This window comes from Sedimentitalea xiamensis (genome assembly GCF_030164465.1).
GTDB classification, from domain to species: domain Bacteria; phylum Pseudomonadota; class Alphaproteobacteria; order Rhodobacterales; family Rhodobacteraceae; genus Sedimentitalea; species Sedimentitalea xiamensis.
The window spans coordinates 47191-62054 of record NZ_JASNJE010000010.1 but is presented as its reverse complement, the minus strand read 5'-3'; the positions used below and the strand labels follow the sequence as shown (position 1 = coordinate 62054).

Genomic DNA, 14864 nt, shown 5'->3' with positions numbered 1-14864 from the left:
GGGAAGACATGGGAAAACAGATCGTCAAACTGACTGTCAACGGCGAAGAACATGAACTGCTGGCGGAACCGCGCGAACTGCTGATCCATGTTCTGCGCGAGAAACTGAACATCACCGGGCCGCATGTGGGTTGCGAAACCAGCCATTGCGGAGCCTGCACCGTGGACATGAACGGCAGGTCGGTGAAATCCTGCACCGTCTTCGCGGCACAGGCTGACGGGGCAGAGATCACCACCGTCGAAGGGTTGGGAACGCCCGACAACCTGCATGTGCTGCAGGAGATGTTCAAGGAACACCACGGCTTGCAGTGCGGATTCTGCACACCGGGCATGATCACGCGGGCGCATCGCCTGCTGCAGGAAAACCCGAACCCGACCGAGGAAGAGGTGCGGTTCGGCATGGCTGGCAACATCTGCCGCTGCACCGGATACCAGAACATCGTGAAATCGATCCTGGCGGCGGCGGCCGAACTCAACGCAGCCAGGGAGGCGGCGCAATGAACGACATGACACCGGAACGCGAGGATCGCGTCGCCAACCTCAAGGGGATGGGCTGTGCGCGCAAGCGGGTCGAGGACGCCCGGTTCACCCAGGGCAAGGGCAACTACATCGACGACCTGAAACTGCCGGGGATGCTGCATGGCGATTTCGTGCGCTCGCCCTATGCCCATGCGCGCGTGCTGTCGATCGACACCGAGGCGGCGCTGGCGCTGCCCGGCGTGATCGCGGTGCTGACGGCGAAGGACCTGGAACCGCTGAACCTGCACTGGATGCCGACGTTGGCGGGCGACAAGCAGATGGTGCTGGCCGACGGCAAGGTGCTGTTCCAGGGCCAGGAGGTCGCCTTTGTCGTCGCCACCGACCGCTATGTGGCCGCCGACGCGGTCGAACTGGTCGAGGTCGAATACGAAGACCTGCCGGTGATCGTGGACCCGTTTGAATCGCTGAAATCCGACATCGTGCTGCGCGAGGACCTGGCCGGGCAGACCAGCGGCGCGCATGGACCGCGCAAGCATCACAACCACATCTTCACCTGGGAAGTGGGCGACAAGGACACGACCGAGGCGGTGATCGACGATGCCGAGGTCGTGGCCGAGGAATCCATGTATTACCACCGCACCCATCCCTGCCCGCTGGAGCCCTGCGGCGCGGTGGCGAGCATGGACAAGGTCAACGGCAAGCTGACGATCCACGGCACTTTCCAGGCGCCGCACGTGGTGCGCACCGTGGCCTCGCTGCTGTCGGGGATCGAGGAACACAACATCCGCGTCATCAGCCCCGATATCGGCGGCGGGTTCGGCAACAAGGTCGGGGTCTATCCCGGCTACGTCTGTTCCATCGTCGCCTCCATCGTCACCGGCAAGCCGGTCAAGTGGATCGAGGACCGGATGGAGAACCTGATGTCCACTGCCTTTGCGCGCGATTACTGGATGAAGGGACGGATCTCGGCGACGAAAGACGGCAAGATCACCGGTCTGCATTGCCATGTGACCGCCGATCACGGTGCGTTCGATGCCTGCGCCGACCCGACGAAATTTCCCGCCGGGTTCATGAACATCTGCACCGGCTCCTATGACATTCCGACCGCCTATCTGGCGGTGGACGGGGTCTATACCAACAAGGCGCCGGGCGGCGTGTCCTACCGCTGTTCCTTCCGCGTGACCGAAGCGGTCTATTTCATCGAACGGATGATCGAGGTTCTGGCGATCGAGCTGAACATGGACGCGGCGGAGCTGCGGCGCATCAACTTCATCCGGAAGGACCAGTTCCCCTATCAATCCGCCCTGGGCTGGGAATATGACAGCGGCGATTATCACACCGCCTGGGACAAGGCACTGAAGGCGGTCGATTACGAAGGCCTGCGGCGCGAACAGGCGGACCGGGTCGCGGCGTTCCGGCGCGGCGAAACCCGGACGCTGATGGGGATCGGCCTCAGCTTCTTCACCGAGATCGTCGGCGCGGGGCCGGTCAAGAACTGCGATATCCTCGGCATGGGGATGTTCGACAGTTGCGAGGTCCGCATCCACCCCACCGGCAGCGCCATCGCGCGGCTGGGCACGATCAGCCAGGGGCAGGGGCACGCGACCACCTTCGCACAGATCCTGGCGACGGAAATCGGCATCCCGGCGGACAGCATCACCATCGAGGAAGGCGACACCGACACCGCGCCCTATGGCCTCGGCACCTATGGCAGCCGGTCGACCCCGGTGGCGGGGGCGGCGACGGCGATGGCCGGGCGCAAGATCCGCGCCAAGGCGCAGATGATCGCGGCCTACCTTCTCGAAGTGCATGACGACGATGTGGAATTCGATGTCGACCGGTTCGTCGTCAAGGGCGCGCCGGAACGCTTCAAGACCATGGCCGACATCGCCTATGCCGCCTACAATCAGGCGATTCCCGGCGTCGAACCCGGCCTGGAGGCGGTCAGCTACTACGACCCGCCGAACATGACCTATCCCTTCGGGGCCTATGTCTGCATCATGGATATCGACGTGGACACCGGCGTTACCGACATCCGCCGCTTCTATGCGCTGGACGATTGCGGCACCCGGATCAACCCGATGGTGATCGAAGGCCAGATCCACGGCGGGCTGACCGAGGCGCTGGCGGTCGTGCTGGGACAGGAAATCGCCTATGACGACATGGGCAACGTCAAGACCGGCACGCTGATGGATTTCTTCCTGCCCACCGCCTGGGAGGTGCCGACCTACGAAACCGATCACACCGTCACCCCCAGCCCGCACCACCCGATCGGGGCCAAGGGCGTCGGCGAAAGCCCGCATGTGGGCGGCGTTCCGTGCTTTTCCAACGCGGTGCACGATGCGTTCCGCCCGTTCGGGCTGCGCCACAGCAACATGCCGCATGACCACTGGCGCATCTGGAAGACCGCCAACGGGCTGGGCCTGCACGGCTGACGGGAAATCAGGGAAAGGGCGGCGTGTCCCGCGGGGCGCGCCGAAGCCGCCGATGGACACATGGACCGACCTCAGATCCCGACTGGCCGACACCGGCTACATCGCGTCCGACGACCTGTCGATGGCGCTGCACATCGCCGTGTCGCTGGGCCGGCCCCTGCTGCTGGAAGGGGCGGCAGGGGTCGGAAAGACCGACATCGCCCGCTCGCTCGCGGCGGTGAAGGGGTGCGAGTTGATCCGCCTGCAATGCTACGAGGGGCTGGACGCGTCGCAGGCGATCTACGAATGGAACTATCAGCGGCAATTGCTGGCGATCCGCGCCGCGGCGGAAGACGGCGAAACCGGCCGCGCGGTCGAGGCGCGGATCTTTTCCGAGGACTACCTGCTGGAACGGCCCTTGCTGCGGGCGATCCGGCAGCCGGAGCCGCCGGTGCTGCTGATCGACGAGATCGACCGCGCGGACGAGGAATTCGAAGCCTACCTGCTCGAAGTGCTGTCGGATTTCCAGATCACCGTGCCGGAACTGGGCACGATCGCGGCGGCCAGCCGCCCGATGGTGATCCTGACGGCGAACGGCACGCGCGACCTGTCGGACGCCCTGCGGCGGCGCTGCATCTATGCGCATGTGGACTATCCCGACCGGCGTACGGAACTGGCGATCCTCGCCGCCCGCGCCCCGCAGACCGAGACGAAGCTGGCGGCGCAGATCGTCGCTTTCGTGCAGAAACTGCGCGAGGAAGACCTGGAAAAAGTGCCGGGCATCGCCGAAACCCTGGATTTCGCCGCCGCCCTCGCCGGGCTCGGCATCAAGGACCTGACCGACGATCCGGCGGCCTTGCAGGCGGCGCTGGCGACGCTGCTGAAAACCCAGTCCGACCGCGCCGCCGTGCCGGTCGAGGTCGCGGCGCGCATCGCGGGCAGGGCCGCATGAGCCGCGTGACCCGCTTTGCCGCCGCCGATCCCGGCCCGGCGGCGCGGGTGGCGGGGTTCATCGGCCATCTGCGCGACAACGGCTTTCGGCTCGGGGTCGGGGAAACCGGCACCGCGCTGGCGGCGCTCTGCCGTGTCGATCCCACCGATCCGGCAGAGGCGCGGCTGGCGCTCAAGGCGGTCTGCACCGGCTGTGCCGAGGACGCGGCGCGGTTCGACACGCTGTTTGACGCCTACTGGATGGCCGACGGGCGGGTGCGCCAGAAGATCGTGCCGCGTGACCGCGCCGCCCCGCCCGCGCATACGCGCAACAGCCGCGCGGACGATGGCCTGCAATCGGCGGGGCGGGGCCGCGCCCATGCGCCCGACGACGCCGGCGGCGATGGCCAGGGCGACTCCGGCGGACCGGGCAGGCTGGTGGCGTCGCGGCTGCACAACCTGATGCGGAAAGACCTGCGGGAACTGGTGTCCCCCGAAGACATCCGCGCCGCCGAACAGGTGGCGCGGCAGTTGGGCCGGGCGCTGCGGGACCGCCGGTCGCACCGCCGCAAGGCCGCGCGCAAGGGAAGCGCGGTCGACTTCCGCCGCACTCTCCGGGCGTCGCTGGCGACCGGCGGCGAACCGCTGCGGCTGGCGCGGCGCCGGCGACCGGACCGGCCGGTGAAGATCGTGGCGCTCTGCGACGTGTCCGGGTCGATGACGCTCTATGCCCGCCCGTTCCTGGCGTTTCTGGCCGGGCTGATGCGGGCGGATGCGGACAGCGACGCCTATCTGTTTCACACCCGGCTGGTGCGGATCGCCGAGGCGCTGCGCGACCCGGACCCGTTGCGCGCCCTGAACCGGATCACGCTGCTGGCGGACGGATTCGGGGGCGGGTCGAGGATCGGCGGCAATCTCGCGGCTTTCGCGCAGGGCCATGCGCGCCGGTTCGTGAATGGCCGCAGCGTCGTCGTCATCCTGTCCGACGGCTATGACAGCGATCCGCCCATGGTGCTGGACGCGGCGCTGGCCCGGCTGCGCAAGCGCGGCTGCCGGATCGTCTGGCTGAACCCGCTGAAGGGCTGGTCCGGCTATGAACCCGTGGCGCGGGGGATGGCCGCCGCCCTGCCGCATCTGGACCATTTCGCCGCCGCCGCGACGCTGAACGACCTGGCGGCGCTGGAACAGGCGCTGGCGCGGCTGTGACCCTGTCGCGCCACGATCTCGCCCGGCTCGACGCCGAGATGCAGTGGCTGAAGGACCGGGGCGTGCCCTTCGCGGTGGCCACGGTGGTGCGCACGGTCGACGCGACCTCCGCGAAACCCGGCGACAAGGCGCTGGTGGACCGGGACGGCACGATCCTGATGGGCTGGGTCGGCGGCGGCTGTGCCCGCGCGGCGGTGGGGCGCGCGGCGCGCGAAACCATCCGGTCGGGCCGCCCGCAGCTGATTTCCCTGCGCCCGCAGGAAGTTCTGGAGACCGAGGGGCTGGCCGCGGGCGAGCTGCGCGACGGCGTGCGCATCGCCCGCAACGGATGCCCGAGCAAGGGCACGATGGACATTTTCGTGGAACCGATCCTGCCGCTGCCCCGGCTGGCGATCTTCGGGCAGGGGCTGGTGGCCCATGCGCTGGCCGACCTGGCGGACCGGTTCGATCTCGACCGCCTGATGATCGTGCCGGCCCCGGAGGACATTGCGCCGGGCACCGCCGACCGGGTGGTGGCCGCCGGCGATACGCTCGATCCGCCGCCGCGATTCGCGGTGGTGGCGACCCAGGGCAGCGGCGATACCGACGCCCTGCGCACCGCCGTGACCAGCGGCGCGGATTACGTGGCCTTTGTCGGCAGCGCCCGGAAATTCGCCACCCTGTCGGCGCGGCTGCGGGCGGAAGACCCGGCGCTGGGGCTGCGTCTGGACAGGGTCCACGCGCCGGCGGGTCTGCATATCAACGCGATCACGCCGCAGGAAATCGCCCTGTCGGTCCTGGCCCAGATCACCGCGCTGCGCCGCGCCGGGGACCGCCGGGACGAGACCGGCGACTGACCGAAAACTGTGCAGGGCGTCGCCGGGAGCGGTTTTCGCGGCTTTGGCGGTTGACTTTCGATTCGAATGAACCAATCCTGAATTGGTGCGCAATCAGGAGGCCGCGTGACCCGATCCGAACTTCAGGCAGAGGCGGCCGCATCCGGCGTTCCGGGCAGCGGCCAAGCGGCGGAAATCCTGCGTCTCGACCGGCTATCGCTGCGGTTTCGCGGTCAGCGCGCGGATGTGGTCAGCGACGTGAGCCTGCGGGTCTCGGCGGGCGAAATCCTCTGCATCGTCGGTGAATCGGGCTGCGGCAAGAGCGTCACGGCGATGGCGGTGATGGGGCTCCTGCCGGAAAACGCGACGCAAATCTCGTCCGGAACCCTGCATTTCGACGGGGAAACCGTCGATCTGCGTCGGGCGCGGCTGCCGGCGCATCTGCGGGGCAACCGGATCGCGATGATCTTCCAGGAACCGATGACTTCGCTCAACCCCGCCTTCACGATCGGCGACCAGATCGCCGAAACCGTTCTGCGCCACCGGGGCGGGTCCCGCGCCGAGGCGCTGGACCGGGCCTGCGAGATGCTGGAGAAAGTCGGCATTCCCAGCCCGCGGCAGCGGCTTCGGGAATACCCGCACCAATTGTCCGGTGGTATGCGCCAGAGGGTGATGATCGCCATGGCGCTGGCCAACGATCCGCAGATCCTGATTGCCGATGAACCGACGACGGCGCTGGACGTGACGATCCAGGCGCAGATCCTCGACCTGATCCGCGGCTTGCGGCGCGAGACCGGGATGGGCACGATCATGATCACCCACGATCTGGGCGTGGTCGGGGAAATCGCCGACAGCGTCGCCGTCATGTATGGCGGGCAGGTGGTCGAACAGGGTCCCGTCGCCGACGTGTTCGACAACCCGCAGCATCCCTATACCATCGGGCTGATGAGCGCGGTGCCCCGGCTGGACAGCCCCGGCGGGCGGCTCGCCATCGTGCCGGGAACGGTGCCGACGATCGACGCCATGCCCGAAGGCTGCCGGTTCCGCACCCGCTGCGCCTTTGCGACACCCGGTTGCGCGCGCCGCCCGGCGCTGGCCGACCTGGGCGGCGGCCATCTCGTCGCCTGCCATCATGCGCCGCTGGAAACCAATGTCTCGGTGCGGGCATGAGCGATGACGTGATCCTGTCGGCCGAGGGGCTGGTGAAGCATTTCGGCAGCGGCGGCGGGCTGCGGGGCAAGCGGCGCGTGGTGCAGGCGGTGGACGGCGTCACCCTGTCGGTCCGGCGGGGCGAAACCTTTGCCATCGTCGGTGAAAGCGGCTGCGGCAAATCCACCCTGGCGCGGCTGCTGATGCGGCTCTTGACGCCGACGGCGGGCGCGATCCGGTTTGACGGGCGCGACGTGACCGATGCGACGGGGCGCGATCTGGAAGCCCTGCGCCGGGACATGCAGTTCATCTTTCAGGACCCGTTTTCGTCGCTGAACCCGCGGATGACGGTGGGCAAGCTGGTCGGGGAACCGCTGGAAGTGCATGCGCCGGAGCTGTCCCGCGCCGAGCGGCGCGACCGGGTGGCGGCGCTTCTGCGCCAGGTCGGGCTGCGGGCGGAACATGCCGGGCGCTATCCGCATGAATTTTCCGGCGGTCAGCGCCAGAGGATCGGCATCGCGCGGGCGCTGGCCTGCGGGCCGAAGGTGATCATCGGCGACGAACCGGTGTCCGCGCTGGACGTGTCGGTGCAGGCGCAGGTCATCAACCTTCTGGGCGATCTCAGCCGCGACCTGGGGCTGACGCTGGTGATCATCGCCCATGACCTGGGGGTGATCCGCCACATGAGCGACCGGGTCGCGGTGATGTATCTGGGGCGGATCGTGGAAACCGGCACGGCGGATGCGGTGTTTTCCGATCCGCGCCATCCCTATACCCAGGCGCTGCTGGCGTCGATCCCGAGTCCGGAGGCGCGCCTGTCCGGGCGTAAGGCCATGGTTCTGGGCGAAATGCCAAGCCCCTCGGCGCCGCCGCCGGGATGCCGGTTCCACACCCGCTGCCCGCATGCGCAGGCGGTTTGCCGGACCGACGCGCCGCCGTTGAGCGCCCGCCCGGAGGCCGATCACGCGGTGGCCTGCCATTTCCACGACAGCCTTGCGGCAGAGGCGCGCCCCGCCGCCGCCACGGCGCAGTCGGAGGCCGCGCAGGCGCGCTTCGCGCTCTACCGCGCGGCGACCGAAGGCGGCGCCGTCACGCATCTGCATCCCGAGAATCAAGAAACCTGAAAAACCGACAGAGAGAGGACCAAAGAAAATGACCCAGGTGAAAACCCTATTGACCACGGCCCTGATCGGCGCCGCGGCGTTCGGCCTGAACGCCGGCGCGGCGGCCGCCAAGGATCTGCGGATCGCCTTGCAGGAAGACCCGGATGTGCTCGACCCGGACCAGTCGCGCACCTTCGTCGGGCGGATTGTCTACGCGTCGCTCTGCGACAAGCTGGTGGACATCACGCCCGGCCTGGAAATCATCCCGCAACTGGCGACCGAATGGGAATATTCCGAAGACGGCATGTCGATGACCATGAAACTGCGCGAAGGCGTGGTCTTTCACGACGGAACGCCGTTTGACGCCGAGGCGGTCGCCGCCAATATCGACCGGTCGCAGACCCTGGACGAATCCCGCCGCAAGTCGGAACTGAAGTCGATCACCGGGGTCGAGGTTCTCGGGCCGTATGAAATCAGGTTCAACCTGGCCGCGCCCGACGCGACCCTGCTGGCGCAATTCGCCGACCGGGCCGGCATGATGATGTCGCCGACCGCCGCCGCCGCCGCGGGGGCCGATTTCGGCGCGAACCCGGTCTGTTCCGGGCCGTTCAGCTTTGGCGAGCGGGTGGCGCAGGACAAGATCGTGCTGAACCGTTTCGCGGATTACTGGAACGCCGACGCGATCGCGTTCGACAGCGTGACCTTCGTGCCGATCCCGGACACGACCGTGCGGCTGGCGAACCTGCAGTCGGGCGATATCGACATGCTGGAACGTCTCGCCCCGTCGGACATTCCGCAGGCGGAATCCGACCCCAACGTGACGGTCGCCAGCGAGATCTCGCTGGGATATCAGGGGATCACCTTCAACGTGAACAACGGCGAACGAGGCGACACCCCCTGGGGCAACGATTCCCGCCTGCGTCGGGCGCTGAGCCTCGCGGTGGACCGGGACGTCATCAACCAGGTGGTGTTCGAAAACGCCTTTGCGCCGGGCAACCAGCCGTTCCCGCCGAATTCCCCGTGGTACAACACCAACCATCCGGTGCCGGCGCGTGACGTCGAACAGGCCAGGGCGCTTTTGGCCGAGGCCGGGTTCCCGGACGGTATCGACCTCGAAGTGCAGGTGGCCAATGCCAACCAGCCCCAGCAGCTGATGCAGGTGGTGCAGTCGATGGCCGCCGAAGCGGGGATCAACATCAAGCTGACCGCCAAGGAATTCGCCACCCTGCTGGCGGACCAGTCGGCGGGCGACTACCAGGCGAGCCAGGTCGGCTGGTCGGGCCGCGTCGATCCGGACGGCAACATCCACCAGTTCATGACCACGAACGGCGGGATCAACGACAGCAAGTTTTCCGATCCCAAGGTCGATGAACTGCTGAACGCGGCGCGGGTGTCGACCGATCAGGCGGTGCGCAAGGCCAGCTATGACGCGTCGCGCGACATTCTGAACGAAGCGCAGCCCATCGTGTACCTCTATCACCAGAAGTTGCTCTGGGCGCTGAATTCCAAGCTCCAGGGCTTCACCGCCTATCCCGACGGGATGATCCGGCTGGAAGGCGTGACCTGGGCGGAATGACCTGAACCGGGGCCGCGCCCGGTGGCGCGGTCCCATCCTGCTTGACCGGAGTTTTCCCTGATGCTGGCTTTCCTCGCCCGTCGCGTGCTGATTGCGATCCCGACGATCATCCTGATCTCGGTCTTCGTCTTCGCATTGCAGAAGCTGCTGCCCGGCGACCCGCTGCTGGTGCTGGCCGGAGAGGAACGCGACCCCGAGGTGCTGGAATTCCTGCGCGAGAAATACCGGCTGAACGATCCGATCCCGGTGCAATACCTGGCCTGGATCGGCAATGCGCTTCAGGGCGATCTGGGCGTGTCGCTGCGCACCAACCAGCCGGTCACGGAACTGATCGCGCAGAAGCTGCCGGTGACGATCCAGCTTGCGGTCATGTCGCTGATCTTCGCGCTGGTGATCGGGATACCCGCCGGCATCCTGTCGGCGGTGAGGAAGGGCACCGTCACCGATTACATCGCCAATGTGGTGGCGCTGTCGGGCCTGTCGATCCCGAATTTCTGGCTCGGGATCATGCTGATCCTTCTGGTGTCGGTGAAATGGCAGCTCTTGCCGGCGTCGGGCTATGTGCCCCTGTCCGAGGATTTCTGGCAATCCATCAAGACCATGCTGATGCCCGCCTTCGTGCTGGGCACGGCGCTGGCCGCCACCCTGATGCGGCACACGCGGTCCGCCATGCTGGGCGTGCTGAGCGCCGATTACGTGCGCACGGCGCGGGCCAAGGGGCTTTCGGAACGGGTGGTGATCCTGAAACACGCGCTGCGCAACGCGCTGACCCCGATCGTGACGCTGACCGCTTTGCTGTTCGGCGAACTGATCGCGGGGGCGGTGCTGACCGAACAGATCTTCACCATTCCCGGTTTCGGCAAGCTGGTGGTCGATGCGGTGTTCAACCGCGACTATGCGGTGGTGCAGGGCATCGTCCTGGTTACGGCGGTCGGCTTCATCTTCATGAACCTTCTGGCGGATGCGCTTTACGTGGTGCTCAATCCGCGGCTGCGGGAGCAATGACATGACCGACGCGACCGCAACCGATCCGGTTCTCGCCAGCCGCCCGGAAAACCGGGTCTGGAAGAAATTCCGCAGCCATCGCAGCGCCATGCTGGGCGGCGGGCTGGTGGCGTTCTTCATCCTGATTGCGCTGGCCGCGCCGATCCTGCCGATCCCCGACCCGGCGGCGACCGACTGGGGCGCGGTGCGCAAGGCCCCGTCCTGGACGCACTGGATGGGCACCGACGAGATTGGCCGCGACGTGCTGTCCCGGATGATCTGGGGTGCGCAGGCGTCGCTCCTGGCCGGGGTGGTGTCGGTCGGCATCGCGGTGCTGGCGGGGGTGCCGCTGGGGCTCGTCGCCGGCTATTTCGGCGGCTGGCCCGACGCCGTGATCTCGCGCTGCACCGAGGCGCTGCTGGCCGCGCCCTTCCTGATCCTGGCCATCGCGCTGGCGGCGTTCCTGGGGCCGAGCCTGACCAACGCGATGATCGCCATCGGCATTTCCGCGACGCCGATCTTCATCCGGCTGACGCGCGGGCAGGTGCTGAACGTGAAATCCGAAGACTACGTGGACAGCGCCCGCGCCATCGGCCTGCCGACGCGCAAGATCCTGTCGCGCTACATCCTGCCCAACGTGATGCCGCCGATCCTCGTGCAGGCGACCCTGACCATCGCCACCGCGATCATCGCCGAGGCGTCCCTGTCCTTTCTCGGCCTCGGCCAGCAGCCGCCCGCGCCAAGCTGGGGGTCGATGCTGAACACCGCCAAGAACTTTCTCAGCCAGGCGCCCTGGATGGCGATGTGGCCGGGCATCTCGATCTTTCTCGTGGTGCTGGGCTTCAACCTTCTGGGCGACGGGCTGCGCGATGCGCTGGACCCGCGCGAACACTGACCTGAACGGAGCGAACAGATGTCCGATTTCACAACCCGCCCGGAAATCCGCGGCACTTTCGGGGTCGCCACCTCGACCCACTGGATCGCCTCGGCGGTCGGGATGGGTATTCTGGAAAAGGGCGGTAACGCCTTTGACGCGGCGGTCGCGACGGCGCTGACCTTGCAGGTGGTCGAACCGCATCTGAACGGTCCCGCCGGGGACATGCCGGCGATCTTCCATTCGGCCACGACCGGGCGGACAGAGGTTCTCTGCGCGCAGGGCGTCGCCCCGGCGGCCGCGACCGTCGAACATTACCGGGCGCAGGGCCTGACGCTGGTGCCGGGGTCCGGGCTGCTGGCGACCGTGGTGCCCGGCGCCTTCGACGGCTGGATGCTGATGCTGCGCGACCATGGCACCATGGGCCTGCGCGAGGTGATGCAGCCCGCCATCGACTATGCCCGCGACGGCCATCCGGTGTTGCCCCGCGTTGCCGCCACCATTGCCGACCTGGCCGATTTCTTCGCCCGCGAATGGCCGACCTCCGCCGCGGTCTGGACGCCCGGCGGCAAGGCGCCGGAACCGCATGCGCTGTTCCGGAACCCGGACCTGGCGGCGACCTATGACCGGCTGGCGACCCTGGGCGAAGCCGCCGGCGGCGACCGGGTGGCGCAGATCGACGCCGCGCGGCGCGAATGGCGCGAGGGTTTCGTGGCTGAGGCGATATTCGGCTATCTTGAAGACGCCTGCGTGATGGACGTGTCCGACAGCAGGCATTCCGCGGTTCTGGCCGCGCCCGACATGGCGAACTGGCGGGCCACCTACGAAACCCCGCTGAGCTACGACTATCACGGCTGGACCGTGCACAAGACGCAGGCCTGGTCGCAGGGTCCGGTGCTGTTGCAGGCGCTGGCGATCCTGAAGGGCATCGACATCGCCGCGATGGACCCGTTCGGGGCCGAATTCGTGCATGTGGTGATCGAGGCGATGAAGCTGGCCTATGCCGACCGGGAAGCCTATTACGGCGATCCGGATTTCAGCGAGATCCCGATGGAGCACCTGCTGAGCGAGGCCTACAACGCCGAACGGCGGGCGCTGATCGGGGTCGCCGCCTCGATGGAGCAGCGCCCCGGCCGGGTGCCGGGGTTCGAAGCCCAGGCCGATGCCTATGTCGAACGCGCCGCCCGCGACTTCGACGTGGGGCATGTGGTGGCGCAGGAACCGACCATGTCGCACCTGACGGAACGGCGCGGCGACACGGTGCATCTGGATATCATCGACCGCTGGGGCAACATGGTCGCCTCGACCCCGTCCGGCGGCTGGCTGCAAAGTTCGCCGGTGATTCCGGGGCTGGGCTTCCCGCTGAATTCCCGCGCCCAGATGTTCTGGCTCGAACATGGCTTGCCGACTTCGCTGGAACCGGGGCGGCGTCCGCGCACGACGCTGACGCCGAGCCTCGCCGAAAAGGACGGCGCGCGGCTGGTGTTCGGCACGCCGGGCGGCGATCAGCAGGACCAGTGGCAGCTGATCTGGTTCCTGCGCTTCGTGCATTTCGGCATGGGGCTTCAGGAATGCATGGATGCGCCGCTGTTCCATTCCATGCATTTCCAGGGCTCGTTCTATCCGCGCGAGACCAAGCCGGGCGAAATGATGATCGAACCGGCTTTCGGCCCGGCGGTGATCGACGATCTGCGCGCCCGCGGCCATATCGTGACCGTGGCCGAACCCTGGACCGTCGGGCGGCTGACCGCCGCCATGCGCGAAGCGGACGGCGGCCTGCGCGCCGCCGCGACCCCGCGTCTCATGCAGGCCTATGCGGTGGGCCGATGACCTGGTCGCTGATCGCGCGGGACGGGGATGCGATCGGGCTGATCGTGTCCAGCCGGTTCTTCGCCTGTGGCGCGGTCGTTCCTTACGTCGGCGCGCGGGTGGCGGTCGCCAGCCAGGCCTTCTGCAACCCGGTCTGGGGCACCGAAGGCCGGGCGCGGCTGGCGGCGGGAGAGGCGGCGCAGGCGGTGCTGGCCGACCTCGCCGCCCGCGACGAAGGCCGCGCGATCCGGCAGGCGCACATGATGGGTGCGGACGGGCGGTTCGCCGCCCATACCGGGGCCGATTGCATCGACTGGGCCGGGCACCGGATCGCCACGGATCATTCGGTCGCGGGCAACATGCTGGCGGGACCGCAGGTGATCGAGGCGACCTCTGCCGCCTATGCCGCGGGTGCCGGCAAACCGTTTCCCGAGCGGCTGATTTCCGCGATGCAGGCCGGCGAGGCGGTGGGCGGCGACAAGCGCGGCAAGCAGGCGGCGGGGCTGGTCATCCACCGGGGCGAGGACCATGCCTGGCTCGACCTGCGGGCCGATGATCATTCCGACCCGCTGGGCGAACTGGCGCGGCTCTGGGAGGTGGCGCAGGAACGCTATGTGCATTTCGCGCGCGGCATGCCCACGGCGGCGCGGTTTTCCGGCTCTCCGACGCGGGACGGCATCGACGCCGACATCGCCGCCGCCGAAGCCCGGCGCATCGCCGAAGGGCGGCCCAGCCGGTCGCATGCGGTGGACGGATGAACCGGCAGGCGCCGCCCGGCGCGGTCAAGGACAAGCTGATGAGCCTGATCAGGTCCGGGACGCTGCGCCCGGACGGCAAGCTGCCGACGGAACGCGAACTGGCCGACAGGTTCGACGTCGGGCGGCGGCACATCCGCATGGCGCTGAACGAACTGGAACAGGACGGTCTGGTCTGGCGCCGCCAGGGCAAGGGCACCTTCGCCGGTCAGCCCACCGATCCCACCGGCGACCTGGCTGACCGGATCATCGGCGACACCAACGCGCTGGAGGTGATGGAAGCGCGGCTCTGCATCGAACCGGAACTGGCCGCGCTCTGCGCCAAGCGGATGCTGCCGGACGAGGTGGACCGCCTGCGGACGCTGGCGCAGCGCCAGTTCGAATCGGCGGACCCGCAGGCGGTCGAACTCTGGGACGGATCGTTTCACCGGCTGATCGCGAACTGCGCCCGCAACAAGCCGCTCTTGACCGCGTTTTCGCTGCTCGACAAGATCCGGGCGAACCCGCAATGGGTGTCGATCCGGGCCAGGGCCCGCGATGGCGCCTCCCTGCGGGTGACGCATTCCGAACATGTGATGATCATCGAATCCATCGCCGCCCGCCATCCCGACAGCGCTCGCACCGCGATGCGCGATCACCTGACCACCCGGTTCGACGCGCTGCGCGACGAGATGGACGCCGCAGCGGACCGGCTCGATACGGCGTTCTTCCGCATGGAGCAGGACGGATGACCGCCGCGCAACCCGAGAGAACGCCCCGATGCCGGTTGT

At 67.9% G+C, this 14864-nt stretch carries 13 protein-coding genes; all 13 read left to right on the top strand.

Translation table 11 applies throughout. The features are described from left to right. Nucleotides 1-8 precede the first annotated feature (8 nt). The 13 genes from QO034_RS10345 (at nt 9) to QO034_RS10285 (ending at nt 14825) form a co-directional block, all read left to right on the top strand. Nucleotides 9-500, top strand: a complete 492-nt coding sequence (locus tag QO034_RS10345) for a (2Fe-2S)-binding protein (RefSeq protein WP_284485455.1) — start codon at nt 9-11, stop codon at nt 498-500. Further along, on the top strand, nt 497-2914 hold the full coding sequence (locus tag QO034_RS10340; RefSeq protein WP_284485454.1) for an aerobic carbon-monoxide dehydrogenase large subunit: 2418 nt from the start codon (nt 497-499) through the stop codon (nt 2912-2914). Before QO034_RS10345 ends, QO034_RS10340 begins: the two co-directional genes overlap by 4 nt. Nucleotides 2915-2966: 52 nt before the next feature. Beyond that, nucleotides 2967-3845 carry an AAA family ATPase gene (locus QO034_RS10335; RefSeq protein ID WP_284485453.1) on the top strand — a complete coding sequence of 293 codons (879 nt, stop codon included), beginning with the start codon at nt 2967-2969 and terminating at the stop codon, nt 3843-3845. After that, nucleotides 3842-5029 carry a vWA domain-containing protein gene (locus QO034_RS10330; RefSeq protein WP_284485452.1) on the top strand — a complete coding sequence of 396 codons (1188 nt, stop codon included), beginning with the start codon at nt 3842-3844 and terminating at the stop codon, nt 5027-5029. Before QO034_RS10335 ends, QO034_RS10330 begins: the two co-directional genes overlap by 4 nt. Continuing rightward, nucleotides 5026-5865, top strand: a complete 840-nt coding sequence (locus tag QO034_RS10325) for an XdhC family protein (protein ID WP_284485451.1) — start codon at nt 5026-5028, stop codon at nt 5863-5865. The genes QO034_RS10330 and QO034_RS10325 overlap by 4 nt, the downstream gene beginning before the upstream one ends. A gap of 105 nt (nt 5866-5970) precedes the next feature. After that, nucleotides 5971-7014 (top strand): ABC transporter ATP-binding protein, encoded by a 1044-nt coding sequence (locus tag QO034_RS10320; RefSeq protein WP_284485450.1) that lies wholly within the window; start codon nt 5971-5973, stop codon nt 7012-7014. Beyond that, nucleotides 7011-8117 carry an ABC transporter ATP-binding protein gene (locus QO034_RS10315; protein WP_284485449.1) on the top strand — a complete coding sequence of 369 codons (1107 nt, stop codon included), beginning with the start codon at nt 7011-7013 and terminating at the stop codon, nt 8115-8117. The genes QO034_RS10320 and QO034_RS10315 overlap by 4 nt, the downstream gene beginning before the upstream one ends. 28 nt (nt 8118-8145) lie before the next feature. Then, complete coding sequence (locus QO034_RS10310) at nt 8146-9672, top strand: ABC transporter substrate-binding protein (RefSeq protein ID WP_284485448.1); 1527 nt, start codon at nt 8146-8148, stop codon at nt 9670-9672. 60 nt (nt 9673-9732) lie between these two features. Continuing rightward, nucleotides 9733-10677, top strand: a complete 945-nt coding sequence (locus QO034_RS10305) for an ABC transporter permease (RefSeq protein ID WP_284485447.1) — start codon at nt 9733-9735, stop codon at nt 10675-10677. A gap of 1 nt (nt 10678) precedes the next feature. Continuing rightward, nucleotides 10679-11551: an ABC transporter permease gene (locus QO034_RS10300; RefSeq protein WP_284485446.1), complete on the top strand. Its 873-nt coding sequence runs from the start codon at nt 10679-10681 to the stop codon at nt 11549-11551. Between the two features lie 18 nt (nt 11552-11569). Continuing rightward, on the top strand, nt 11570-13360 hold the full coding sequence (locus QO034_RS10295) for a gamma-glutamyltransferase family protein (RefSeq protein WP_284485445.1): 1791 nt from the start codon (nt 11570-11572) through the stop codon (nt 13358-13360). Continuing rightward, nucleotides 13357-14097 carry a DUF1028 domain-containing protein gene (locus QO034_RS10290; protein WP_284485444.1) on the top strand — a complete coding sequence of 247 codons (741 nt, stop codon included), beginning with the start codon at nt 13357-13359 and terminating at the stop codon, nt 14095-14097. The genes QO034_RS10295 and QO034_RS10290 overlap by 4 nt, the downstream gene beginning before the upstream one ends. Next, the gene (locus QO034_RS10285; protein WP_284485443.1) at nt 14094-14825 is read left to right on the top strand and encodes a FadR/GntR family transcriptional regulator; all 732 of its coding nucleotides are present in this window, start codon (nt 14094-14096) and stop codon (nt 14823-14825) included. The genes QO034_RS10290 and QO034_RS10285 overlap by 4 nt, the downstream gene beginning before the upstream one ends. Nucleotides 14826-14864 lie beyond the last annotated feature (39 nt).

Bases quoted from the DNA above. Each gene is read 5' to 3' on its own strand.
- QO034_RS10285 (WP_284485443.1), top strand. From the start codon at position 14,094: ATGAACCGGCAGGCGCCGCCCGGCGCGGTCAAGGACAAGCTGATGAGC.
- QO034_RS10300 (WP_284485446.1), top strand. From the start codon at position 10,679: ATGACCGACGCGACCGCAACCGATCCGGTTCTCGCCAGCCGCCCGGAA.
- QO034_RS10310 (WP_284485448.1), top strand. From the start codon at position 8,146: ATGACCCAGGTGAAAACCCTATTGACCACGGCCCTGATCGGCGCCGCG.
- QO034_RS10295 (WP_284485445.1), top strand. From the start codon at position 11,570: ATGTCCGATTTCACAACCCGCCCGGAAATCCGCGGCACTTTCGGGGTC.
- QO034_RS10335 (WP_284485453.1), top strand. From the start codon at position 2,967: ATGGACACATGGACCGACCTCAGATCCCGACTGGCCGACACCGGCTAC.
- QO034_RS10290 (WP_284485444.1), top strand. From the start codon at position 13,357: ATGACCTGGTCGCTGATCGCGCGGGACGGGGATGCGATCGGGCTGATC.
- QO034_RS10315 (WP_284485449.1), top strand. From the start codon at position 7,011: ATGAGCGATGACGTGATCCTGTCGGCCGAGGGGCTGGTGAAGCATTTC.
- QO034_RS10345 (WP_284485455.1), top strand. From the start codon at position 9: ATGGGAAAACAGATCGTCAAACTGACTGTCAACGGCGAAGAACATGAA.
- QO034_RS10305 (WP_284485447.1), top strand. From the start codon at position 9,733: ATGCTGGCTTTCCTCGCCCGTCGCGTGCTGATTGCGATCCCGACGATC.
- QO034_RS10340 (WP_284485454.1), top strand. From the start codon at position 497: ATGAACGACATGACACCGGAACGCGAGGATCGCGTCGCCAACCTCAAG.
- QO034_RS10330 (WP_284485452.1), top strand. From the start codon at position 3,842: ATGAGCCGCGTGACCCGCTTTGCCGCCGCCGATCCCGGCCCGGCGGCG.